The following is a 25997-nucleotide window of genomic DNA, read 5'->3' on the forward strand; positions in this document are numbered from 1 at the left end:
TTAATGGTATGTATAAATTGTAAGTATTAAACATGAAAATGTTGAGAGATATAATACCAATTCCCAAAAATAATGCTATACTTCCAATCAGTAAATCAATTAACGATGCTGGATGGGGTAAATTTCTAACTATTTTGACTATCAAAGCTGTTAGCGCAGCTCCGACCCAGGAGGCAAATGCTGGACAAAAGACTACAACAGTAAACCCCAAAAATACTAGCCAAGATTGCTCAAACTGCGGGGAAAAAGTCCCTAAAAAATTATCACAAAGAACTCATTCTTGCCCACATTGCGGAATTGTAATAGAGCGCGACTTGAATGCAGCGATAAATATCAAAAACAGGGCGGCATGGCATTCCGTCCTTAAAGCTCGTGGAGCCAGACGGAATACCGGGGCTGCGAAACGAGAAGCCCACACTATAGCGCCAGCTTAGTGTGGGAGTATGTCACAAATCCTGACATCGGCAGAGATAATGTCGCGACTTTTGTCAGTCTTTCTGCTGATTACTATTAATGCCTTTTTTGTAGTAGCAGAATTTTCTATAGTTTCTGTGCGTAGATCCCGCATTAATCAATTAGTAGATGCAGGTGATGTTCAAGCCAAAATTGTTCAAAAACTTCAAAAAAATATAGACAGACTACTCTCAACAACTCAGTTAGGCATTACTTTGTCTAGTTTAGCTTTGGGTTGGATAGGTGAAGGAACTATAGCCATGATTGTTAAAGCTGCAATAGTTGAACTACCGCTTTCTATTCATGTTAGTCAAGCGATCGCTCACTCCCTAGCTATCCCAATTGTCACCTTTTTTATTTTGGCTTACCTGCAAATTGTACTAGGAGAATTATGCCCAAAGTCAGTAGCAATATTGTATTCAGAAAAGTTATCTAGATTATTCGGTCCTTTGAGTCTAGCTATATCTCGCTTCTTTAATCCATTTATTTGGGTCTTAAATCAATCTACTCGTTGGTTATTACGACTGATAGGAATTAAATACACTGATAATGTCTGGAAAACACCAGTTACCCCTGAAGAATTACAGTTAATTATCTCTACTTCTACTGAATCAACTGGTTTAGAAGCGGAAGAACGACAGTTACTTAGTAATGTCTTTGAATTTGGGGAGGTATCAGCTTTAGAAGTCATGGTTCCACGCACTAATATAGATGCTATTTCTAGTACGGCTACTTTTAAAAATTTGTTGGATGAAATTAAGGTATCTGGTCATTCTCGTTACCCTGTAGTTGGTGAGTCCATAGATGATATTCAGGGTATTATAGATTTTAAAGAATTGGCCCAACCTTTAGCCAAAGGTTTATTATCCCCACAAACCTTAATTAGTTCTTGGGTTCGCCCTGTAAGGTTTGTATCTGAACAAATGTATTTGAGCGAGTTATTATCATTGATGCAAAGAATGCGTCAAATCCCAAATAGTCGTCAGCACCCAGAAATGGTAATAGTAGTAGATGAATTTGGTGGTACTGCTGGATTAATTACGCGAGAGGATTTGATTGCTGAAATTATCGGTGGTAATAGTTATGAAGTAACTGGTACTGAAGAGTTTACTCTGCAAATGTTGGACGATCAAACTTTCATTGTGCAGGCCCAGTTAAGTGTAGAAGAAGTTAATGAATTATTGAATTTGGATTTACCTCTAACTGAGGATTATCAAACTTTGGGAGGATTTTTGATTTATCAGTTACAAAAAATACCTACTACTGGAGAAAAGTTATGGTATGACCATCTTGAATTTACTGTTATTTCTGCTGAAGGCCCACGTCTAGATCAAATTAAGATTACTCAATTGGAAGAGTTAGAAAATGAGCAAATTGTTAATGCATTTTTAGAGTATGAAGAAGAAGAAAAAGTTAATCAAACTGCATCAGATGAACTAATTGATAGTTCAGTTACTCAGGCGGAAATTGACCCTCAAGATATTAACTAAAAGCGCTATTAAAGTAACTTTTATTGTTCTAAAAGTAAGCATTTCCTGCGGAATGCTGCGCAAACAGCCATCAGCTATTGCTTTTAGTTTTAGATAAAAGCTTTACTAATTGAGTCAGAATTTATACTTAGGGCTTGCTGAATAAAGCTAAAAGTATTGACATATAAAGGCTTTAGCGTTTTAGAATTGAAAAAAGTACCAGCTTTTCGGTGGCAAGAGCTGCAAAAAGCTAGTATATTGGGACGATTATGGCAGAAAAATTGAGAGACAATTCTTACTCCTACCTCCTCGCCCATTCCCCGTTCCTCCTGTCTTCCCCTCCCCTCCACGGTCGGGGCGAGGGGTGGGTTGTCTCCTGTCTCCTACAAAGAGCAAAAAGACTTTCCATAAGCAAACCCTACTTACGCCTAAAAGCTGATTTTAAAGTCTATATTCATTAAAGCCCCGTCATTATTATGGGTGAAAAATGTAGTATAAGTTATATCATGTCCGTTGGGGCGCGTTTGTGTATAGGGGCAAGGCAACAGCTCCGGAAAACAATAGGCAACAGGGAAATACATTTGGGTTTGCTGCTTCTATTCATGTCAAACACCTTAATGCCTAGGGCTATAAAAGCTAGGGAAATATCTACGATATTTAAGGTTTTTCCTTCTTATTTCTTCCTTATTCCTTCTTCCTTAATTTAGTTATACAATACCGATACTACCTGACATGATATTAAACAAATTTTTACTTCATTCATTAAAAAGCTGTTTGCGCAGCATGACCTAGGAATAGCTCACCGCTAATAGCTGAATGCTTAATAATATGATTACTTCTCTAAATTTTCTTTATGATGTTCCACTTCAATAGTAGTATGAACATTTCCTCGTGGATAAAAATTAGCTTTTATTTTTACTTCTAAAGGGTCACAAGCTGCTACAAAATCATCTAAGATTTTATTCGCTGATTCTTCATGAGAAATATAGCGATCGCGATAACTGTTAATATACAATTTCAGCGCTTTTAATTCTACTACTCGTTCATTTGGAACATATTTTACGTCAATTGTGGCAAAATCTGGATAACCAGAAAAGGGGCATTTACAAGTAAATTCTGGTAAAGTAATATTAATCTCATAACGTCGTCCAATACGAGGATTAGGAAAAGTAATTAACTCTCCTTCTAATATATTTCGTTCTCCATATTTAGGTTCTTTTGTACTAAAATCTTGAGAAAGTTCATGGTTAGTTTCAGAATAATTCATAGATATTAATTAAATAATCAATAATATAAAGATGTCTATTTGTATAAGTAAATATTTTTCTTTGATAGTGACTTGACGAATTATTATATTATAGGTCTAATTTCACTAATTATCCGCCATAATGATTGAAAAATATCATAATAGTAAAATAATGCAAAATATTAGCGCATCTAATCAGATGGGACATAAACCCGAAAATAACTACTCTCCATCTGTACCTATTTCTGTATATAGAGAAGCTACTGCGGAGCTACAAGCAACTCAAATCAAGTTAGAATCACTCAAAGTTCATAATGAGCAGTTAATCCAGCAAAATCAAAAACTCAGAAGAGAATTTGAAAAAGTTATTCAGTCTGCGACACAGTTACAAGAAACTCTGAATTCTTCCATGCTAGTAACTCAAGTAACTCAACCTCAAGTGTCTTCTTTTCCCCACTCTGAACTTAAGGTAGATACTTTTAGGGATAACTCCTTTAATTCTGATTTTGAGGTAGATTCTCCTGAAACATCATCTGCCTCACCTTCTCTACCATTTACCGAGTCTAAAAAAATAGACGATCCAGATTCTCCAGAGTATCTATTTACAGAAGAACCAGATAGAAGTCGCTACAGTAGAACTTTTAATTCCAGGCAAGTATCTGAACTGAATGGAATTTGGTTAATAGTTGCTATTTGTTTGATTGTAATTGCTGCATTTGGTGCTGGATACTGGGTTGTACGCCCTATTTTAAATCAACGATAACGCTTCGCTGTGCCACTGCAATAATAAATTCTCATATCTAAGAATTTACAAAAAAAACGTGCAGTTGAAAGCCAAGTGGCTTTAGCCCTTGGATGAAAACAAGTTGTGGCAATTTATTCCCAAGTATCCCACATTTTGGGATATAGCGCTACGCGCTAGGCAATAGGCAACAGGCAACAGGCAACAGTAAACTGTGAGTGGGTTTGGTGGGTTTAGGAATGTCCTAACCTAAACTTGTAGCGCTATAATACTAATGAATACGAGTAGGAACAAGGTTTGTCCCATAGACTCAATGCTTGTAGGGGTGAAACTCCCGCCAGTAAGAAACTAGTAGCACTGTTCTATCAAGACAGTTGGCACAGGCAAATAGGAAGCAGACATAGGGATTTATGGCTCTGACTTGAGTAAAACCACTCTGAAAATAAAATTAAAAAAGTAAAGGCAATGTATGTGGCATTTTTGTCAGCAGATCTGAGTCTGTAGGTGGTTTTTGACTACCACCACTGGGATTAAGTCCAGTGACAGCTAGTAGGTGTGACGAATCGTGTTTTTAAACCGATTTGGAACAACTCCTTAGAATCACCCGTACTTCAGTCGGGTGAGAAGTCAAAGACTCAAAATACATTATGATAATTTATAACCCCACGGCTTGGGTCGTGGGATTATTAACTCAAACCAAACATATTATGTACTTTAATTGCAATTAATTTAGATTGGTTGTTAATCCTCTAGCTAAACTTGTTTGCGCCAAATTGTTAACATTACAATCTTTTGTAGAAGTATCTTGGACTCCCATCCCAGGGTCAAAACCGCGCTCGATCTCAGTCAATTTTATTTGTTTAGCTTGGAGAGCGGTTTCTATAATCTCTACAGCTTTATGGGGATTTCCACGACCACAAAAGAATAAGTCAGCAGCAAAATAACCTAACTCAGGCCATGTATGGATGGCAATATGAGACTCTGCCAGTGTTGCTGTCGCAGTTACTCCATGAGGACTAAACTGATGAACACATAAGTCTATGAGAGTTGCTCCCCCTGCTGTAATTGCATCAATTAAACAGCGACGGATACGTTCAGGGTCGTTGAGCAGCTCCGCAGGGGACTGCCAGGCATCAACGACTAGATGGGTTCCCAATTGTTTCATTCTGCGCGGTTATACCTCCACCCGATTAAGGTCTCCAATTTTTTAGTTTATCACAAAATTTTGGAATTTTTGAATTATGAGTGATTAATGTAACCATTTTTGGAGAATTTAGCTCTTTAGCCAGACTTACTCCATATATCTATTTTAACTATATTTTAACTCTATCTGTGAGTTGAACCATTCGGCATAATTGCTTCTTTTAAGCAAACATCCTGAAGAGCAGAAATATTTAAACTAGACCCAATCAAGTTAGCACGACACAAACAAGCTTCTTTCAAGTCAGCACCTTTAAGAGATACTAGCAATAAACCAGCACCACAAAGATTAGCTTTCTGTAAGTTAGCACCTCGCAGATCGGCTTCTAATAAATTTGCTCCTGAGAGATTAGCAGCTTTCAAGTTAGCACCTCTTAAGTTAGCTTTACTCAAGTCAACGGCTCGCAGGTCTGCTTGTTGAAGATTAACACTATTGAGATTAGTATTGCTAAGATTTGCTCCTTGTAAATTAACTCCACTCAAATTTGCTCCACTTAGATTAGCATTGCTGAGGTTTGCCCCTTGTAAGTCTGCCTCAGTTAAGTCAACAGCACAAAGGTTTGCCTCTGTCAAGGTTGCTTCTGTTAAATCTGCCTTAATTAATTTTGCACCACTGAGATTTCCTCGTTGTAGATAAGCTCGAATTAGACTTGCCTCATTTAATAAAGTGCCACTTAGGTCTACCTCACTCATAATTGCCCGATTTAAAGTGGCCTTAGTTAAGTCTGCGCCACTGAGAATAGCACGGCTGAGGGTAGCTCCTGTTAGGTTAGCTTGAGTCAGTTTTGAGCCATTCAGCAAACAAGTTCCGACCATGCTAGTGCCAATCAGAATAGCTTCTGTTAAATCTGCTTCTGAAAAAATAGCCCCACTCAAAATTACTCCAGTTAAGTCGGCTTCAATAAGAGTAGTTTTAGTAAAGCTCGTAGCGCTCAAATTAGCTTCAATTAATTTAGCTTCAGAGAGATTAGCATTACTAAAATCTGCACCAACTAGATTCGCTCCAATTAGTTTAGTTTTAGATAGGTAAGAATCTTTGAAACTAGCATTACTTAAATTACTGCGATTAAGGTTAGCTGCACCTAAATTCACTGCAACTAGGTTAGCTCCTTGAAAATTTCTTTCTCCTTTGGAGTGTCTAATTAATAGTTCATTTGCGCTTAAAAGCTCGCTGACATTCATAAAATAAATCTGTTAATTTATCTAGATTTGTGTTGATTTGCTGAATTTCATCTGAATTGCTAATTAATTGCCAAATACTAAGTTTAAAGGATTCTATATTTGGTTAAAATTTCAACAGAAGTTATTTTTTGTTAATGCTAAACAAAGTTAGTCGGCGCAGCCCTCATCTGGGATGTCCTAGTTTAAATAGATTCATAAGTGTTGGAGAATAGAACTTTACTCCATTACTAATTACTATTTGTTGTATCGATCTAATTACAGGAGTTAATTACTGACATCCTTAGCAGTCTAGAGACCCTTGTGTGGCTGCGGGCCTGTTCAGCTAGTGTCACCCCCCTGATAGTTCGTGGGACAACTAGATTGCAGGTTGTGATTAAGCTGCACAATAATTAAGCTACCAGGTTCGTCTGAAGCTGAACCTTGAGTATCTGATGTTCTTACACTGCATTTATTGCTTATATCTATTTGATCCATCAGTGCCTAATTTTTGGGAAATTGGCTGCGTAAAAATGATAGCTGACAGTTAATTATTAGACAAATTTTTGTTAAATAAGCCTGAATCTTTAACTTCAATTATTTTAATCGATCAAAATACTTTTTTATGATGTGCGCCATACTTTTTCATACTTGCTTGAAAGTGTAGCTCATATAATAGAGTTGTTGGGAAATCAAAATAGACGAGGAAGTTTGTTAAAAAGCAACAAAAAGTGTTATTATAAAGGTTTTTCAGAAGAACGTAGACGTAACTGCAAAAGTTGAGTTAGGGTTTTAATTAACTATGACAACACAAGTATTGCCGAAAGTAAATAGTCTTGGAGACTGGGCATCCTTAGCTTTTGAAAAGCATTTTCAGAAAACCCTCAGACATGAACCAGAGGTACTCAAAGATCGAGACCCAGAGGAACTACATCAAATGCGTGTGGGTATGCGACGCTTGCGCTCTGCTGCTCAAGGTTTCAGGCCAGTTGTCACTTTGCCGAAAGCAGCTCAAGATCGAAAGATTGGTAAAATTGCTCGTTGTTTAGGGGGTTTAAGAGATTTAGATGTTCTTTTAGAGGCGCTTCAAAATCGCTATCAACCAAATTTACCTCCTCAAGAACAAGCAGAGTTAGAAAAGGTTATGCAGCGGTTACGAAAACAACGTCGTCAAGCTTTTAAAAAAGTACGAGGAATACTTGGAAATAAGAGTTATTTAATGTTGAAGCAGAAATTGCAGGAATGGTTGGATAACCCAATTTATACAAGTATTTCTCGCCTGCCCATTCAAGAGGTATTACCAGATTTATTATTACCTGAAGTTAGTCAATTACTGCTTCATCCTGGTTGGTTGGTTGGTGTTGAAGCAGAGGATTTAGAAACAAGTGATAATCATGATTTTTTACTACAAAAACTAATTCCAAGCATCAAGTTGTCAAAATAAATAATGATGTTTCTTTTATAAGTATTAGCGATCTAGATGAGGAAAATCTACATAGTCTGCGTAAGGAAGTAAAACGGGTTCGTTACCAGATGAGTTTATTTACAGAATTTTATGGTCCGACTTATGAAGCTTATTTAAAAGATATGAAAGAAATTCAGGAATATCTCGGCGATATTCAAGATGGTGTTGTTTTAAGAGGATTTTTGGAAAATGTTTTGCAATCTAAAATTGACAAAGTTCTTCCTACTTTAGAGAAGCAACTACAACAAAGTTGGCATCAAGCATGGCGAAAATGGCAGGTGTTGCAAAGGCGATATCTTAATATTCAAGTTAGACAAAATTTCCGTTCTGAATTATTACGACCTACGGTCTGAATCTTGGTATATTATACTTCTTTGTAGAGGTCATTTCAGTTATCAGTTATCAGTTATCAGTTATCAGTTATCAGTACCTCTCTCTGCCTGTTTGCGTAGCATTCCGCAGGAAAGTCAGAGGCTTGAAATATTGAACTTGATTTTCTCTTGGTCGATTAGATATGGCGAGGTTTCCTCGCCATCTCTCGACCGCTTTTTTATCCCCTTGTAGAGCGGTAGCTCGCGGCGCAGCCAAGGGGAGGCTTCAGACCTTATTTTTTGGTAACAGAAAAAACAAAAAAATAAGTGAATATTTAATTTTTACTTTTGCAAGAGGTTTATTTCTCCAGAATTTGGTAGTAGGCAAAAATTTAGTAAAAAACAGAAAATATATATAGCAGTTGAAGCAAAGTTTAGGACGTATATAAATATTAAAGCTCAGACGATGTAAGATTTTTCGGTTGTGCAGAGCGTAAAGTGTGGGATAAGTAAGTAGGGCAGACCTATATAATCTAAAAGAACTGAGATTATATTGCCTTAGCGCATTTTTGTCGCGAAGGGGGTGCAAATTTTTCAGCCTTTAAGACTAAAAAGTTAGGACGGGTCAGAGACACTTCCCAAAAAGATACAGGTACAATTATTCCTCCTACTTTCGAGCGTCTTCTCACAGGAACCAACTTCCCACCCTCCCCACACTTCCTTGACGCACTACCAATTATTCCTCCTACTTTCTCAGCTCTCCCCACCCTCCCCACACGAACCACCCTCCCCACACGAACCACACTTTCTTGACGCACAACCGATTTTTCTCTGCTTAGGTCCTTCCTGCTTCCTTCTGGGATAAAATTTATCTCATCTAAAAAAATTATGCTTGTGTCTACTGTCTTCCTGAGTGGCGTAGAATAATGATTAAAAAGCGTTTCCGTTCCGGAATGCTACGCAAACAGATACCATTATCTATCTTTATTAGGCTGATAGCTGAAGCGCTAGTTAAAAAAGTTTAACCTATTACTAATCTTTTAATTACCTAATCTTTACTTTATGAGGATATTCTGAATACTATGTATTTAAAACCAGTATAGTAAGCTGGAATGTATAAATATGGCTCAAACTTCTAGAGCAACTATAGAAACTAATAATTATAATAAGAGTTCTGAACGTCATCTACACTTTTTTAATAAAGGAGAAACAATACCTTTAATGTCGCAAGGTATTTGGCAAATTTGTCAGGGTTTAGTGCGACTAAGTACTCTTTATCCAGTAGGCGAAGAAGGTCTACTCGGATGGTGTGGACCTTCTATGTGCTTTGGTAGTTGTTTTTCCCACTTGCAGACTTATCGGGCAAATGCTTTGTCAGATGTTTGTCTCATGTGGTACACAATGATCGAGATAGAGGCTTCTCCAAAATTAGCTCAAGAATTGTTACCTCAATTAGGAAGACGGTTTCGGCAAACAGAGGCTTTATTAGCGATCGCCGGACAACGACGAGTAGAGGACCGTCTCCATCAACTGTTACTATTATTGAAGCAAGAATTTGGCCAGCCTGTGAATGATGGTACTCGGTTAAATATTCGCTTGACTCATCAAGATATTGCTGGTGCAATTTGTACAACGCGAGTGACTGTCACGAGAATTCTGGGGAAATTACAACAGCAAGGATGGATCGATAGAGATAAAGACCGTCATCTGATATTAAAAAATGAAGCTTTTGCATACTCATCAGATTTGTTTGGATTTGTCAGTAACAATAATCACTAAACTTACTCAAATAAATTTTTGGTATGAATTTGAAGAAGGCAGAAGGAAAAATTGCTTATGGATAGTCAACGACCTGCCACTTCGTGTCTACAAACTCCAAACAATTTTAAGCACCCCCGTTGACGGTGGGGTATTAAACCTGCAAAAGAAAAGATAAGAAAAATTATTAAACATCTCCACAAACCAAAAAATTCAATCTATTCCTATCCATACATTATCAATTATTTTTCTATTTCTCCTTGTTTCCTAAATCTGGTTTTCCCTCTCTTCTGGAGATGTCTATTAGAAATCACCAATAATAAAAAATAAAATCAATTATCCCACTCTTATTTATCAATTTTTTCCCACTACTCTCTACTCCCTACTCCCTACTCCCTCTTTTCCGGAGATGTCTATTGCACATAGCGTTGCCTTCTCAAGCGACGTTCTTTAAAGATTAAAACATCTGCCTGATTTTCTTCTCTGGCTACTCTAACTAACAACCCAGCTAGCAACAAACTACCAATCATTGAACTACCGCCATAACTAAACATTGGTAATGGTAAACCTGTAGTTGGCAGTATCCCAGTCGCAACACCTATATTCAAGAAAGACTGACCGACTAAAGCTATCATTACTCCAATAGCTACAAGTTGATTTTCCATTCTAGTAGCTTTTAAAGCCACTCTCAAAGCAATAATACTGTATGTAGCTAATAAAAGTAACAGTAATAAGGCTCCCACAAAACCAAACTCTTCAGCATAAACAGAAAATATAAAGTCACTATATGGAATAGGAAGAAAATGTAGCTTTTGCTGAGATAACCCGAAACCACTACCCCAAATATCTCCAGAAGCGACTGCTAGTAAACTTTGAATTAACTGATAACCGTCCCCCATTGAATCTGCCCAAGGATTTGTAAAAGAAAGAACTCGCCTCCTCTGATAATCATTAATGCTGACGCTAATGGTAGCTAAAAGAAATCCAGCTAAAGCAATACCTCCCAGATAAAAGTAAGGTAGTCCTGCAGCAAAGGCAATAAACCATAGAATCATGCCACATAAGGCGGTGGTACTTAAGTTTGGTTGTAGTAAGATGGATGCTAGGATTAGAGAAAAAGTACATAACCAAATTATTCTCACTAACCAAGTCAAGCGACTCCATCTGCTATACAAATGAGCTGCTTGTAGCACCAAAAAAGGTTTCATTAGTTCAGATGGTTGAATAACTACTGGACCTAATGATATCCAGCGAGTTGCACCATTAATTGTGGTTCCTATTCCTGGTATCAGGGTGAGAAGTAGTAGAGTGAGTATCAGAATTAAACCTATTTTGGCAGTTTGCAGCATAGTGGATAAGCGGGTATAAACAATTATATTAAATCCCACCATTCCTGCTAAGGCCCATATTAATTGTCGTTTAAAAAAGTATAGACCGTCTCCATATTCTGTTGCACCACTGGGATAGGAGGCGGAAAATAATACTACTAAACCAATAAATAACCAGAGGAATGTTAACCATCGCAATAGTCTAGCTTCTATAGCCCATGTTTGGACTTTGGGGTCGAAAAAGGGAATGAGATAACGTAAATCCATATTATTAGGTAGTAGGTTATAGGTGTTAGGTGTTATAGCTGATTTATAAAGTAAATATTAAGAGGCTGAATTTCTCGCTATACTTAGGCTTGGCGAGTTATCATCCTGTATACCCCAAATTCCTGAAAGCTAGGTGATGTAATACTTTTAACTAAGTTTATAAATCAGCTCTTAGGTGGTAGGTGGTAGGTGTTAGGTGGTAGGTAAACTTTTCTCAACTACGACTACTAGCGTGTCTAGCTTTAGAATGTGGGTAAAGCAATTGCGGCAGAAGGCAGTAAATTCAATATTATCAGCCTGTATTTACCCACAATTTTAGTCTGGACGAGCTACTACAACCTTCTTCAATATTAACAGGAGTTACCCAGGGACTCTACATATAGCAAGGGCGAATGCCATTTGCGCTCCGCAAAGCTCCGAATGGCGCCCCTACAGATGGTGCTTCAAAGGTCAATTTGTCTAAGTCCCGATTAATTTACTGTTTCTTTTGTGTCTAGAATTTTTTGATAAATGCGATCGCAACGCTTGGTTTCTACACCAGTTGTTAATTGATAACCGTTATTTTCATATAATTTAACAGCTTCTTGTAATACTGTTGCTGTTTCTATCCAAATTTCTTGAAATTTACATTCTATAATTCTGTTTTCTAATTCTTTTAATAAAAATTTTCCTAAACCTTGGTTTCTGACTTCTGGCAATAAGTACATTTTTCTAATTTCGACTGCTTTATTACCTCGTGAAATTGGATAATATGCGGCAGTGCCTAATATTTTTTCTTGTTTTTCTACTACCCAAAATTCTCCTCCTACATTTTGATAAAATTTTTCTACTTGCAAGACATCTCGATCTGCATCTTCGGGTTCCCAGTTTAAATTATATTCTGCCAGAACAGAACCGATAATATTTGCTACTATTTGACGGTCATCTGGTTGCCAGTTTCTAATTACAAAATCACGATAATATTTTTCATAATTTAAGCAGGTTTTAGGTAGTAGATTAAAGCTTTTATCTTTATCAGAAAAAGGTTATGTAGCAATCTTATTTGAGTTGTGAGATATTGTAGATTTTAAGGAAAAGGGAACACCGAAGCAAATTATCACAAATGATTTAGAATTGCTATATATAAATCCCAAATAATTTGTAAAAAATCAAAGGATATATATAGACTCTGAAACTTTTACCTCCTCAACAATTTTGTTTACCGAAAAATTCTGGGTATGCGCCTCCCCTTTTAAGGGGATAAAAAGCGGTCGAGAGATGGCGTTTGCTACCGCAAAGCTTTCCGTTCCGGAATGCTACCGCAAACGCTAACAGCGGAGCGGCTCTGATAAGAGCGGGTTTCCTCGCCATATCTAATTGACCAAAAGAAAAGAGCATATTCCTTATGTCAAGCCTCCTTATTGCAGAGGTACTGTTAGCGTAGCTCCTCCGGAGGAGGCTAACTGATAACTGATAACTGAAATGACCCAGAGCTATAAAATCTGATAACTTATAGCTGATATAGAATCCGGTTATATATATGTTCATAATTCTATACTAGACTTCAAGCCTCAAATCTCCCCATCTCCCTATCTTCCCATCCTCCTCAAATATACAATTAAGTGTTTAGCCTGATTTTATATGAGGGTTTGGAGACCAAATGAAGGGTCAGACCCTAAACTGCAACGTTGTAGTTATTATCAGGGGTCAGACCCTGAACTGCAACGTTATAGTTCTGGAAATTTTTGGATGATATAGAATCTGGCGATCGGGACTAAATGAGGGGTCAGACCCTGAACTGCAACGTTGTAGTTATTATCAGGGGTCAGACCCTGAACTGCAACGTTATAGTTCTGGAAATTTTTGGATGATATAGAATCTGGTGATAGAGACTAAATGAGGGGTCAGACCCTAAACTGCAACGTTGTAGTTATTATCAGGGGTCAGACCCTGAACTGCAACGTTATAGTTCTGGAAATTTTTGGATGATATAGAATCTGGCGATCGGGACTAAATGAGGGGTCAGACCCTGAACTGCAACGTTGTAGTTATTATCAGGGGTCAGACCCTGAACTGCAACGTTATAGTTCTGGAAATTTTTGGATGATATAGAATCTGGTGATAGAGACTAAATGAGGGGTCAGACCCTAAACTGCAACGTTGTAGTTATTATCAGGGGTCAGACCCTGAACTGCAACGTTATAGTTCTGGAAATTTTTGGATGATATAGAATCTGGTGATAGAGACCAAATGAGGGGTCAGACCCTGAACTGCAACGTTGTAGTTATTATCAGGGTCAGACCCTGAACTGCAACGTTATAGTTCTGGAAATTTTTGGATGATATAGAATCTGGCGATCGGGACTAAATGAGGGGTCAGACCCTAAACTGCAACGTTGTAGTTATTATCAGGGGTCAGACCCTGAACTGCAACGTTATAGTTATGGAAATTTTTGGATGATATAGAATCTGGTGATAGAGACCAAATGAGGGGTCAGACCCTGAACTGCAACGTTGTAGTTATTATCAGGGGTCAGACCCTGAACTGCAACGTTATAGTTCTGGAAATTTTTGGATGATATAGAATCTGGCGATCGGGACTAAATGAGGGGTCAGACCCTGAACTGCAACGTTGTAGTTATTATCAGGGGTCAGACCCTGAACTGCAACGTTATAGTTCTGGAAATTTTTGGATGATATAGAATCTGGCGATCGGGACTAAATGAGGGGTCAGACCCTAAACTGCAACGTTGTAGTTATTATCAGGGGTCAGACCCTGAACTGCAACGTTATAGTTATGGAAATTTTTGGATGATATAGAATCTGGTGATAGAGACCAAATGAGGGGTCAGACCCTAAACTGCAACGTTGTAGTTATTATCAGGGGTTAGACCTTGAACTGCAACGTTATAGTTATGGAAATTTTTGGATGATATAGAATCTGGTGATCGGGACTAAATGAGGGGTCAGACCCTAAACTGCAACGTTGTAGTTATTATCATATCAAATCCGGTGGGGTTGCACATAGAATCCGGTTATATAATATCTATTTATAATTTCTTACAGCAGTTTTCATATGAATAAACCAGAATGTTCAAACCAACCCATGGCATCATCTTCAGTAATTTGAGCGATACGGCTGACGCCACGCTCCGCGAACGCGCTTACTAATAACTCGATCCAATTGTTCTGAAGTTCGAGGCTGATAAGAACGGAGGAAATTTTTAAATTTTGACTCTTCAAATTCGGGCTTGTGACAAATCTGGAGAGTAGGCTGGTAAGAATATTAATTCGGCTCCTGCCCTTGTTAATTAATTCTTCAATTATTAGCCCTCCCGTGAATACTTAAATTATCCATCAATACAATTGCTTAAGCGCCATAATTGAGGTACTAAAATTTGCTCTACATATGTTTCAAATACATTTTTATTTGTACTACCAATTACCGTCATTGATGCTATTAAACCATCCAAGCTTAAGGCTCCTAAGACACTTGTGTTTCTACCTTTATTTCTAGGAGCATTGCTGACTACTCTCTCTCCTACTTTTCAAAAGGCCATAAAGACGAGTCATTCCTAAATTTACTCCTGATTCATCCACAAAAACCAAATTATTTATGTCTACGCGCATCCAGCCATTTTCGATACTCATAACGTTTTTGCTTAATATCTTCTCTCTCTTGTTCGGAAGCGCAAATACTTTTTTTTCTACTTATATTGATTTTTTTAAAATTCTATACATTGTTGATAGACTGACTTTGACTCCTGTTCTAATTTCGCTCATATTCCCATAGCTCACAAAGCATGCATATCTGGTTGTTGTTGAATTTTCTGCGCTCATTAAAGAATCAAAATTAGCCTCACATTTAGGTAATGGTCCTCCTCCACGTTGCTTTGGATTCACAGTTCCTGTGGTTCGATAATGCCGCTCTGAAATTACGGACAAAAGTTAAACGTTCCTTGAAACCTTTGTGCTATTTGACGTTGAGAACCTTCTTGGTTTTGATAGGCCCTAAGCACAGGTCGGCCTAAATTTTGTGAATATGGTCTGGCCATTTTTGTGGTTTGGCGTTCGCGGAGCGTGGCGTCAGCCGTATCGCTCTAGATCACTATTTTGGTCTTTAGTCACATTTTACACTTTTGTGGTTCATTCATATGAAAAGCGCTGTAAATTACTTCAATATTAGACATCTCCTTCATGCATAGTAGGGACGCCCTTATGCAACGTCCCTACAGGGAAATAATTGATAATTTCTGTACGATAATACGATCATAGATTTTTTATTATTGAAGATGTCTATTTTATCTCCCCTACTCCCCCACTCCCCTGCTCTCAACTATATAATAAGTATTCAGTTACAGTCGATGGGGGTATCGCTACCCCTCACCTCTGTTTCAAAACCGTGCATGAGAGTTTCCAGCTCACACGGCTCCTAACATTGCAGGATTCTTCAAGGTTGGTTACACCTATTCTCGCACCTATATTTCAAGGTTTGTCAACCCTTGGAGCGCTTCGGTTTTCGCTACTCTTCGGCTTGGATACCTGGAGATTTTTCACGGGCATGAGTCTCCTACTCTCGATTTGAGCCTACTTACCCCGGCAGCGTGCGTTTTGGCTTAATACAATTTCGGTTTCACGCCTAAGAGCAATGCCTCCCCACGTCTGCTCATCCTAGAAATTACTCCAGGCTTGCTTCTTGGGGAATCCTTATCCCTAATAGCCATTGGTTAAGTTTTTCCTACTCTTTGAGAGAGGCTAAAAGGGGTTACTTCGTTTCCTAGTTACATTTGATGTTCCACAAAGAATTCCAGGTTTTAGTCCGACTCCTGTTAGGTTCAGCATTGAGAATCCGGTCATCTCAAGCAACATTGGAGTGTGCCTTTTGGCCAAGGTGTATCAGCCTAATTTCACCTTTCTATCATAACGAACCGATAACCTGATTCACTGTAGGTTAATCATATGGAACTTCTCTAGCATGAGAACGGATTTTTGGCTATCTGTCCTCATTACATTAGACCCATGCACCGGGAGACATATTTGTTAAATATGAAACCTGAGTCTTGAAGTCAGCCCGAACCCTGGACGAGAGGAATTTAACCTCTATGTTAACTAGAATTATCTCGATCTGAGACTAACCTGCCTTAATAACCATTAAGATTATTTCAGAGGTTAAACGAATCGCACACCGGATTTGATATCAGGGGTCAGACCCTGAACTGCAACGTTATAGTTATGGAAATTTTTGGATGATATAGAATCTGGTGATGTAATATCTGTTCATAATTCTATCTAGACTTCAAGCCTTCAATCTACCCTACTCTCCCACTTCCCTACTGCCCAAACTATATAATAAGTAGTATTCAACCGGATTTAATATGATAGCTAGTTATTGCTCTACCGATCTAATCTCAAAGCATTGACTGATATTAGCCAAAGCCTTTTTTTGGTTGAAAAAAGTGCTAGATTTTCAGCCCAAAATCCTCAAAAAGTTAGCATCAAAGGCAGAATAATTGCAGAAAAATCACTCTGACAAATATATCCGACTAGCTCCTAATTAAATTCTATTCTCTCTTCCTCCTAACTACTCTCCACTCCCCCACTCCCCTACTCGTTAAAAAAGACTTTTTCAGCAAACCCTAGTTAACTATGGATGCGTGGTTCTGGATGTAAATTGCTCAGAATTTCACTTTCAAATATTGCTAATTCCTCTAATCTTTCTTCTACTTTTTCTTGTTCAAAATAAGTTGTAGCTAAAACCCAATATATTCCATAATGTCTGGCTTCAGACGCCATTAAACTACGATAAAATTTTGCTAGCTCTGGTTCTGGGCAGTAATCTGCAAGTAAGCCTAAACGTTCGTGACTTCGAGCTTCAATTAAACAGTAAACTAATAATAAATCTAACATTCTTTCCGGTTCATTCCGCCGCACTTTACTATTTAAAGCTGCTCCATAAGGAGGAGAATTTAGAGGAGCTAATGGAATATTACGGCGTTCTAACCATTGGTTTACTTGGTCAAAATGTTCTAATTCTTCCCTAGCAATAGCTGTTAATTTTTTGATAAGTTTCGTGCTTGAAGGATAGCGAAACATTAAATTTAAAGCTACTCCTGCTGCTTTTCGTTCACAGTGGGAATGGTCTAATAATATCGTGTCTAGATTAGCGATCGCTTGTTCTATCCAAGCTTGGGAAGTTGGTTGTTTAATATATTTAATAGTTGGTGTTTTTGATAGTTGCATATTTATTTTTTGTGTTCATTTTCATAACGTTCTTTTGCTGTTTTTTTAACATTAGCTGCAAAGTCTGGATAATTTTCTAACACTTTTTAAAGTCATCTTTTTCTAAAATAAATAATTCACAGTAAGTCAATGTGATGATTGATGCAGTACGTCGTTGTTCATATATTAGAGCAATTTCTCCAAAAAATGTACCTGCACCCATATTCCTGTATATATTACCAGTTTTTTCTGAGAAGGCTTGTACTAAACCACGTTTAATAAAGTACATTTCATGACCCCAATGTCCTTCTCGAATTATATATTCATTAGGTGGTAATATTTCAGGCTTTAAAGCCATTACTATTTCTTCAAAAAAATGTGTAGTTGCTCCTTGAAGAATAGGGACTTTTTCAATTACTTCTTTGTGCAGTTCTAATGCTAATTTCATTCTTAAAGGCTCTGGCAATTCATCTAGTATGTGGTAATCTCTAATATCCTGATTTTCAATCCATCTATATTGATAGTAATCTCTAATTTTTTGTTGTAACTCAGGGGAAATTTTGTTGTCCCGCATATATGTTTGAATTTCTCCTAACTTTCCTCTATATCTGGCTTTTGTAGCATCTAGGTTAGAAATTAATGAAGATGCATTGGCAATAATATAGGCATACATAGATATTCCTAAGAACATGACTACCAAAGTAAACATTATTTCAATTTCAGTAGTGGGAGTAATATCTCCATATCCGACAGTAGTAAGAGTTGTAATTGCCCAATAAAGGGAATTAATATATTGAGTTGTTATAGTTGCTGATTGTAGGGAATTGCTAATCAACCAAGAATTTTCAGCATTAGATTCCCAACTGCCGATCATAAACCAGATACAAGCTACCCAATGAGTAATTAAAATAATTACTATGACTAATTTACCCATTCTAATTAAGGTAGGGTTAAAATTTATGTTAGTTTCCCACCTGTTAAAAATTCGATAAAATTGAGGTAGTCTGAATAAACGAGGGAATCTTAATAAGGCAATAGTAAATAGTGAGTTTGGTGTAATTATTCTGACAATTATATCTCCAGGAAAACTAGCTAATAAATGCCTTAAAAATAGTCGATTTCGATAATGTTGAGCGATCTTTTTTTTGTCTTGAATATATTCTCCGTACTCAAAGTAGCCAAGATGAAATCGAATAAATATGTCAATAATTAAAATTACATCTCCTATAATATCTAATACAATCCAGATACCATCAAATTTATTTTTAAAAGCAATTCTAAAGGGGATTATGAAAGCATTATAAATAGTAATGGATACAATTAATACTTGCCATAATCTAATAGGTTTACTATCGGGATGAAGTGTGGGAATTTTCACTTTATTCTTATTGAGTAATTATAGGAGGGAACAAGGAACAGGAAACAGGCAACAGGCAACAGTGGGAAAAATATTTCCCTGTCTAAGGTTTATTATCCACATAAGTTCTAGTACCGTTTCACTTAAAGTCAGAAGTAATATTTTAGGTAGTTAAAATTTCTACTATACAGTAATTTCAGCGTAAGTATTTCAGTTTATAGTAGTTTAACTGAAAAATGAGACGTTTTTTCGTCTGAAATTCCCTCATAGCAAGAACGCTTTGTCTCAATCTCAAGTTAAATGACTATATTATTTGACTTGATCAGTTACCAACTATTTGTGACACTTTTTAAGTTAATTGGTATAACTAACCCATTATTTTATACAGTAAAATTAATTAGTGAATAAGGCAATAGACAGAAGAGAGTAATATCTTAGAGGCATTAAATTTTCTACCAATTGCCAGCTAGCAAATTTTCATGTTGCTGGGGATTTTAATTAGCTAGAATAAAATAATTTTTTATCTTTTTATTTTGGGTTTAATACCCCAACGTCTACAGGGTGTTGACAATTGGTTGAGGTGAGTCCCCATCCACTTCTTCCTTCTTCAACTATTTTCATTGACTTTTTTTATATCCAACAAATGAAATAAGTATCATAATTTTCCGATGGTATTATACATATCTTGAGCAAATTTTTTCGGGTTCCATAATGGCGCTAAATTTTCTGGCTCCTTAGATGTAACTAATTGATCGATAAATTCCTGACGTAAATGAGGATTTTGACCTAATTTTACACCCCAATCAATATATTCATTCCATGACCATGCCACACCTAATTTAATATCTAAACTTTGTAAAAAAGAATAACCCATTCTAGATAAAAATTGTTCTCCGGCAAGGGTAACAACTGGTAAATTAAACCATAAAGCTTCTAAGGTATGAGTACCACCATTATATGGATAAGAATCAAGCATAATATCTGCTAAAGAATAGATGCTTCTATGTTCTTCTTCTGTGGGAAATCTTTCTATAAATTTAATCCGATGAATACTTACACCCTCAGCTTTACAAGCTTGATGATAAGCAGCTTGAAATACTTCTATATCTCCTAATGCTTTATGAATTAATATACTATTAGGAACTTGCTTCAAGATAGCAATTTGTGCTTTGACTAAATCTCGATTAAATTTTCTCCCTGGTGCTAAACAAAGATAAACAATTTGGTCTAAACCTATCCTATGAGACTTTCTTAAATTAGCTCTATTTGTTTCTATTCTTTGAAAACCAGAAGTTGCTACAAAGGAATTTGGCATCCTCACTAATTTTTCCATATAGTATTTGTCTCTGTCTTGAGGGTGGGTATGTAAATCGCATAGAAAATAATTATTCTCAGATATGTAAGGAGCATCAAATCCTAACCAAGACATACAAACAGGTGCAGGTTTATTACTTAAAATTTGTGTATTAATTGGTAAGCTCAAAGAATCTAAATCTATCAATACATCTATTTTATCTTGCTGAATTTCGGTAATAATTTCTCTGATATCAACGCTTCCTTGAGGATATTTTTTCGGTACATATAATTTAGTAACAGCTTGGCTAAATTTCTGAGTTTGGTCATCTGCTTTGAGACGTTCTGTTGAATATAAATATATTTCTGTATTTAATTTTCCTAACTCTCGAATAATATCAAGGCTACACCAACCGACGGAATGTCGATTAAAATGACTAGATATGAAGCCAATTTTTAATAGATTTTTATTGTCAAAATTAGCAGGATTAGAAAAATTATTATTTTGAGGTTTGAGGACAAATTGTCTATAAACTTTCGAGACCGATTTGTAGAGATTCGAGTTAGCTTGAATATCATCTCTTAAGTAAGGAACGCTGAAAAGAAAATTTCCGTATAAAGCTTTCATATCGACTACTTTTTTGACAATAGTCATATCTTCTTTCAGTTTAGCTTCAAGGTCAAAAAATCTATCCTTAGCAATTTCATTTAAGCCAGATATTTGATAAGTGCTAATCAAATATATCCCAGTCATAATCGGATCTATTTCCCCACATTCCTGATAATAATTAGACACTGCTTGCCTGGCAACTGCATAATTATTACCATCCCGAAGAATGCCACATAAATGTTGATGTGCTGTAGCATAATTAGGCCGAACTTCAATCGCTTTTTTCAGATACTTAATAGCCTCATAAAACTTACCTTGACTTCTCAAAATTATGCCAATTTGACTATAAGCTTCCGCTAAATTTGGGTTAACTGTAATTGCCCTTTGCCAACTATCAATAGCTTCATCTAATTTTCCCTCTTCAGCTAACTTATATCCCTGGTTTAAATTAACCTCAACCCCACCCAAATTAGGATTTAATTTTAATGCCTTTTCTTGTGAAGCGATCGCTTCATCTAACTTACCCACTTGCTGCCAAACTTTGGCCAAATTCCAATAAGCGGGGGCCATATCTGGTCGTAGTTGAATCGCCTTCCTGTAACAAGCGATCGCCTCATCCAGCTTTCCCTGACGATAAAACATACTGCCCAAGTTAACATGAGCCTGGGATAACTCAGGATTAAGTTCTATGGCTCGATAGTATAAATTAATTGCTTCCGAAATTTTACCTTGGGCTTGGATAATATTTGCTAGGGTGACATAAGTAGAGGCCCAATTTGGTTGTATATTTAAAGACTGGCGACAACAAGCGATCGCCTCTGATAACTGCCCCTGAGCATAATAAATTTCAGCTTGTGCTGTTAATGCCTGAAAATTTGGGGTTTGTGAATGGGGAAGACTCGAAGAAATATTCATTGGAACAAAAGTTTATGCTATCTAATTAAAGGTTAAAATTTATCATATTTTGTACCTGAGTAGGACAAGAGAATATAGGTCTTTCCTCTAAGGTGCAATATTTGAGTTATCCTATGTTTAGTTTTGGGTAAAAATATTTGATATAGCTATAAGTATTTCCTACGAAATGCTCCACAAACAGCTATTAGCTAGCCTCCTATCGGAGGAACTGCGTTATCAGATAGAATCAAAATTTTTAACTGTAATGTTTTGAAGTTTCTTAGCTTTCCTAATCTTAATGCGTAGTGCTATAACTAATATGAAATAGGTTAATTTTGCTACAGATAATTTATCAAGAGATAGATAGATAGGAAGATAGGGAAAGTCATAAATAGCATAATTACTTGTATTTTATATAAACTTGCTATTTTACTATTTCGCTCAAATTTCAGCCCCAAAGCTGATAATAAATGTAGTATTTTTTTGGTATTTAATATTAAACAAGAAAGATTTCAATGATTGGAAAAAAATTGCATCAACTTCAACCAAAAATTAAATTTAAATCTCAAATAATTCTGGGAATTGTTTCATTAATTTTGATATAGCTATCAGCATTCAGCATTCAGCATTCAGCTATGCTCAAAACTTTTAACTGTAATTTTTTGAAGTTTCTTAGCTTTCCTAATTTTAATGCGTAGTACTATAACTAATATGAAATAGCTTAATCTTTACTACAGATAATGTAAGCATTTCCTGCGGAATGCTTACCAGATAATTCATCAAGAGATAGAGAGATGGAGATATCTGGAAAGTCTTAAATAGCAGAATTACTTGTATTTCATATCAACTTGCTCTGTTACTATTTCCCTCAACTTTCAGCCCTAAAGCTGATAATAAATGTAGTATTATTTTTTGTATTTAATATTAAACAAGGAAGATTTCAATGATTGGAAAAAAATGTGTCAACTTCAAGCAAAAATTAAATTTAAACCTCAAATAATTCCCAGAATTATTTCATTAATTTTGATATGGCTATCAGCATTCAGCATTCAGCTAGGTTCAAAACTTTTAACTGTCAGGACTCTTTACAATGATAGAAAAAAATTGCACCAACTTCAAGCAAAAATTAAATTTAAACCTCAAATAATTCCCAGAATTATTTCATTAATTTTGATATGGCTATCAGCATTCAGCATTCAGCATTCAGCATTCAGCATTCAGCTATAGTTAAAACTTTTAACTGTAATGTTTTGAAATTTCTTAGGTTTCCTAATCTGAATGGGTAGTGCTATAACTAATATGAAATAGATAATCGATCAAGAGATAGAGAGATGGGGATATCTGGAAAGTCTTAAATAGCAGAATTACTTGTATTTCATATCAACTTGCTCTGTTACTATTTTCCTCAACTTTCAGCACCAAAGCTGATAATAAATGTAGTATTATTTTTGTATTTAATATTAAACAAGGAAGATTTCAATGATTGGAAAAAAATGTGTCAACTTCAAGCAAAAATTAAATTTAAACCTCAAATAATTCCCAGAATTATTTCATTAATTTTGATATAGCATTCAGCATTCAGCATTCAGCTATAGACAAAACTTTTAACTGTAATGTTTTGAAATTTCTTAGGTTTCCTAATCTGAATGGGTAGTGCTATAACTAATATGAAATAGATAATCGATCAAGAGATAGAGAGATGGGGATATCTGGAAAGTCTTAAATAGCAGAATTACTTGTATTTCATATCAACTTGCTCTGTTACTATTTTCCTCAACTTTCAGCCCTAAAGCTGATAATAAATGTAGTATTATTTTTTGTATTTAATATTAAACAAGGAAGATTTCAATGATTGGAAAAAAAATGTGTCAACTTCGAGCAAAAATTAAATTTAAACCTCAAATAATTCCCAGAATTATTTCATTAATTTTGATATAGCATTCAGCATTCAGCATTCAGCTAGGTTCAAAACTTTTAACTGTCAGGACTCTTTACAATGATAGAAAAAAATTGCACCAACTTCAAGCAAAAATTAAATTTAAACCTCAAATAATTCCCAGAATTATTTCATTAATTTTGATATAGCATTCAGCATTCAGCATTCAGCTATAGACAAAACTTTTAACTGTAATGTTTTGAAATTTCTTAGGTTTCCTAATCTGAATGGGTAGTGCTATAACTAATATGAAATAGATAATCGATCAAGAGATAGAGAGATGGGGATATCTGGAAAGTCTTAAATAGCAGAATTACTTGTATTTCATATCAACTTGCTCTGTTACTATTTCCCTCAACTTTCAGCCCTAAAGCTGATAATAAATGTAGTATTATTTTTTGTATTTAATATTAAACAAGGAAGATTTCAATGATTGGAAAAAAATGTGTCAACTTCAAGCAAAAATTAAATTTAAACCTCAAATAATTCCCAGAATTATTTCATTAATTTTGATCTAGCTATCAGCATTCAGCATTCAGCATTCAGCATTCAGCTATAGACAAAACTTTTAACTGTAATGTTTTGAAATTTCTTAGGTTTCCTAATCTGAATGGGTAGTGCTATAACTAATATAAAATAGATAATCGATCAAGAGATAGAGAGATGGGGATATCTGGAAAGTCTTAAATAGCAGAATTACTTGTATTTCATATCAACTTTTTCTGTTACTATTTTCCTCAACTTTCAGCACCAAAGCTGATAATAAATGTAGTATTATTTTTTGTATTTAATATTAAACAAGGAAGATTTCAATGATTGGAAAAAAATGTGTCAACTTCAAGCAAAAATTAAATTTAAACCTCAAATAATTCCCAGAATTATTTCATTAATTTTGATCTAGCTATCAGCATTCAGCATTCAGCATTCAGCATTCAGCTATAGACAAAACTTTTAACTGTAATGTTTTGAAATTTCTTAGGTTTCCTAATCTGAATGGGTAGTGCTATAACTAATATAAAATAGATAATCGATCAAGAGATAGAGAGATGGGGATATCTGGAAAGTCTTAAATAGCAGAATTACTTGTATTTCATATCAACTTGCTCTGTTACTATTTCCCTCAACTTTCAGCCCTAAAGCTGATAATAAATGTAGTATTATTTTTTGTATTTAATATTAAACAAGGAAGATTTCAATGATTGGAAAAAATTGCGTCAACTTCAAGCAAAAATTAAATTTAAACCTCAAATAATTTTGGGAATTATTTCATTAATTTTGACAGTAGGAATCCCGATTTTTATCGATAATAAAATTCCTGCTCAAGCACAAACAGAACAAAAATACGAAGAAAAATTATTTGAAACAGCTCTAGCTTTTACTCTATATTTTGAAGGTGGATTTAGTAATCATCCAGCAGATAAAGGTGGTCGAACTTATAAAGGAATTTTGCAAACTGAGTATAATGCTTATAGACGAAGACGTGGTTTACCAACCTTAGATGTTACACAAATGTCTGATACTGAACTAATGGAAATTTATCAAGGTTATTGGGATAATAGTAAGTCAGCTACAATGCATCCTGCTCTAGCTGTAGTTATGTTTGATACTGCAGTTAATTTTGGTATTAATAACTCAGTAACTTTTCTTCAGCAAGCTTTAGGATTACCACAAACAGGTATATTTGATGCTGTTACTAAATCAGCATTAGCAGAAGGTAATAATCGAAATACAGCTCTTCAAATGATTAATGAAAGAATTATTTATCGTTATAAAAGAGTGCAGGAAGATGCAAGTCAAATGGCTTTTTTTCATGGTTGGTTAGCTCGTGATTATAGTTTGTGGGGCTATGTAGAAAAGCTCAAAGATCGTTGAAGAAGGAAGTTAATTAATGGATAATGGATAATGGATAATGGATAATTAGGGTTTGCTGAAAAAGTCTTTTAACCCACCCCTAGCGCCTCCCAGGAGGGGAAGGTAGGAGACAACCCAACCCTAGCCCCTCCCCCTCCCAGGAGGGGAAAACAGGAGACAGGAAGAACGGGGAATGAGCGAGGAGGTAGGAGTAACAATTGTCAGAATGATTTTTCTGCCCAACTATGAGTATAAAATACTAACTTTTTGAGCGTTTTAGACTGAAATAGGCGCACTTTTTAAAGGCCCCAAAAAGACACTTGTCTTTGTATGTCAATACTTTTAGATTTAATCAGCAAACCCCAAGTATTTAACCAGACATGATATAGCAATCAGGAATCAGATGTGAGAATTGAGGTTTTCCTTTAAAGCATAGAATATAGCAGTTTTCTTATTCTTATA

Annotated in this window: 19 protein-coding genes; 9 read left to right on the forward strand and 10 right to left on the reverse strand. The window is 35.8% G+C overall.

The window, feature by feature from the left end:
* The first annotated feature begins 38 nt into the window (after positions 1-38).
* Together SAGCYANO_RS24580 and SAGCYANO_RS24585 are read left to right on the forward strand one after the other, a co-directional pair.
* Positions 39-434 (forward strand): zinc ribbon domain-containing protein, encoded by a 396-nt coding sequence (locus tag SAGCYANO_RS24580; protein ID WP_202222486.1) that lies wholly within the window; start codon positions 39-41, stop codon positions 432-434.
* 9 nt (positions 435-443) lie between these two features.
* On the forward strand, positions 444-1943 hold the full coding sequence (locus SAGCYANO_RS24585) for a hemolysin family protein (protein WP_202222487.1): 1500 nt from the start codon (positions 444-446) through the stop codon (positions 1941-1943).
* 811 nt (positions 1944-2754) lie between these two features.
* Here SAGCYANO_RS24585 and queF read toward each other — a convergent pair.
* On the reverse strand, positions 2755-3189 hold the full coding sequence (queF, locus tag SAGCYANO_RS24590) for a preQ(1) synthase (RefSeq protein ID WP_202222488.1): 435 nt from the start codon (positions 3187-3189) through the stop codon (positions 2755-2757).
* A 151-nt stretch (positions 3190-3340) separates the two neighbouring features.
* On the opposite strand from queF, the gene SAGCYANO_RS24595 reads away from it, so the two are divergent.
* Positions 3341-3931, forward strand: a complete 591-nt coding sequence (locus SAGCYANO_RS24595) for a hypothetical protein (RefSeq protein ID WP_202222489.1) — start codon at positions 3341-3343, stop codon at positions 3929-3931.
* A 703-nt stretch (positions 3932-4634) separates the two neighbouring features.
* Here the strand turns inward: SAGCYANO_RS24595 and speD are convergent.
* A complete protein-coding gene (gene speD / locus SAGCYANO_RS24600; RefSeq protein WP_202222490.1) occupies positions 4635-5075 on the reverse strand; it encodes an adenosylmethionine decarboxylase in 441 nt (146 codons plus the stop codon).
* Between the two features lie 161 nt (positions 5076-5236).
* Complete coding sequence (locus tag SAGCYANO_RS24605) at positions 5237-6292, reverse strand: pentapeptide repeat-containing protein (protein ID WP_202222491.1); 1056 nt, start codon at positions 6290-6292, stop codon at positions 5237-5239.
* A 778-nt stretch (positions 6293-7070) separates the two neighbouring features.
* Here SAGCYANO_RS24605 and SAGCYANO_RS49410 point away from each other — a divergent pair.
* Both SAGCYANO_RS49410 and SAGCYANO_RS49415 read left to right on the forward strand, forming a co-directional pair.
* Complete coding sequence (locus SAGCYANO_RS49410; RefSeq protein ID WP_202222493.1) at positions 7071-7712, forward strand: CHAD domain-containing protein; 642 nt, start codon at positions 7071-7073, stop codon at positions 7710-7712.
* Between the two features lie 89 nt (positions 7713-7801).
* Positions 7802-8086, forward strand: coding sequence for a CHAD domain-containing protein (locus tag SAGCYANO_RS49415; protein ID WP_375339984.1), 285 nt, complete (start codon positions 7802-7804; stop codon positions 8084-8086).
* A gap of 506 nt (positions 8087-8592) precedes the next feature.
* Here the strand turns inward: SAGCYANO_RS49415 and SAGCYANO_RS24625 are convergent.
* Positions 8593-8862: a hypothetical protein gene (locus SAGCYANO_RS24625; protein WP_202222494.1), complete on the reverse strand. Its 270-nt coding sequence runs from the start codon at positions 8860-8862 to the stop codon at positions 8593-8595.
* A 304-nt stretch (positions 8863-9166) separates the two neighbouring features.
* On the opposite strand from SAGCYANO_RS24625, the gene SAGCYANO_RS24630 reads away from it, so the two are divergent.
* Positions 9167-9823: a Crp/Fnr family transcriptional regulator gene (locus tag SAGCYANO_RS24630; protein WP_202222495.1), complete on the forward strand. Its 657-nt coding sequence runs from the start codon at positions 9167-9169 to the stop codon at positions 9821-9823.
* Positions 9801-9980, forward strand: coding sequence for a hypothetical protein (locus SAGCYANO_RS24635; protein ID WP_202222496.1), 180 nt, complete (start codon positions 9801-9803; stop codon positions 9978-9980). Before SAGCYANO_RS24630 ends, SAGCYANO_RS24635 begins: the two co-directional genes overlap by 23 nt.
* Positions 9981-10215: 235 nt before the next feature.
* On the opposite strand, the gene SAGCYANO_RS24640 is transcribed toward SAGCYANO_RS24635, so the two are convergent.
* From SAGCYANO_RS24640 to SAGCYANO_RS24665, 6 genes are all read right to left on the reverse strand, one after another.
* Positions 10216-11397, reverse strand: a complete 1182-nt coding sequence (locus tag SAGCYANO_RS24640; RefSeq protein WP_202222497.1) for an FtsW/RodA/SpoVE family cell cycle protein — start codon at positions 11395-11397, stop codon at positions 10216-10218.
* 470 nt (positions 11398-11867) lie between these two features.
* Positions 11868-12341 carry a GNAT family N-acetyltransferase gene (locus tag SAGCYANO_RS24645; protein ID WP_202222511.1) on the reverse strand — a complete coding sequence of 158 codons (474 nt, stop codon included), beginning with the start codon at positions 12339-12341 and terminating at the stop codon, positions 11868-11870.
* Positions 12342-14888: 2547 nt separating this feature from the next.
* Complete coding sequence (locus tag SAGCYANO_RS24650) at positions 14889-15026, reverse strand: hypothetical protein (protein ID WP_202222498.1); 138 nt, start codon at positions 15024-15026, stop codon at positions 14889-14891.
* 1989 nt (positions 15027-17015) lie between these two features.
* On the reverse strand, positions 17016-17615 hold the full coding sequence (locus tag SAGCYANO_RS24655) for a tRNA-(ms[2]io[6]A)-hydroxylase (protein WP_202222499.1): 600 nt from the start codon (positions 17613-17615) through the stop codon (positions 17016-17018).
* 76 nt (positions 17616-17691) lie between these two features.
* On the reverse strand, positions 17692-18972 hold the full coding sequence (locus tag SAGCYANO_RS24660; protein WP_237396646.1) for an ion transporter: 1281 nt from the start codon (positions 18970-18972) through the stop codon (positions 17692-17694).
* 634 nt (positions 18973-19606) lie between these two features.
* A complete protein-coding gene (locus SAGCYANO_RS24665; protein ID WP_202222500.1) occupies positions 19607-21769 on the reverse strand; it encodes a tetratricopeptide repeat protein in 2163 nt (720 codons plus the stop codon).
* 936 nt (positions 21770-22705) lie between these two features.
* Here SAGCYANO_RS24665 and SAGCYANO_RS24670 point away from each other — a divergent pair.
* Entirely contained in the window at positions 22706-22975 is a 270-nt protein-coding gene (locus SAGCYANO_RS24670) for a hypothetical protein (RefSeq protein WP_202222501.1), read from the forward strand.
* A 1873-nt stretch (positions 22976-24848) separates the two neighbouring features.
* The gene (locus tag SAGCYANO_RS24675) at positions 24849-25556 is read left to right on the forward strand and encodes a glycoside hydrolase family 108 protein (RefSeq protein ID WP_375339985.1); all 708 of its coding nucleotides are present in this window, start codon (positions 24849-24851) and stop codon (positions 25554-25556) included.
* The last annotated feature ends 441 nt before the right edge of the window (positions 25557-25997 follow it).

This window comes from Okeania sp. KiyG1 (genome assembly GCF_014132355.1).
GTDB lineage: Bacteria > Cyanobacteriota > Cyanobacteriia > Cyanobacteriales > Microcoleaceae > Okeania.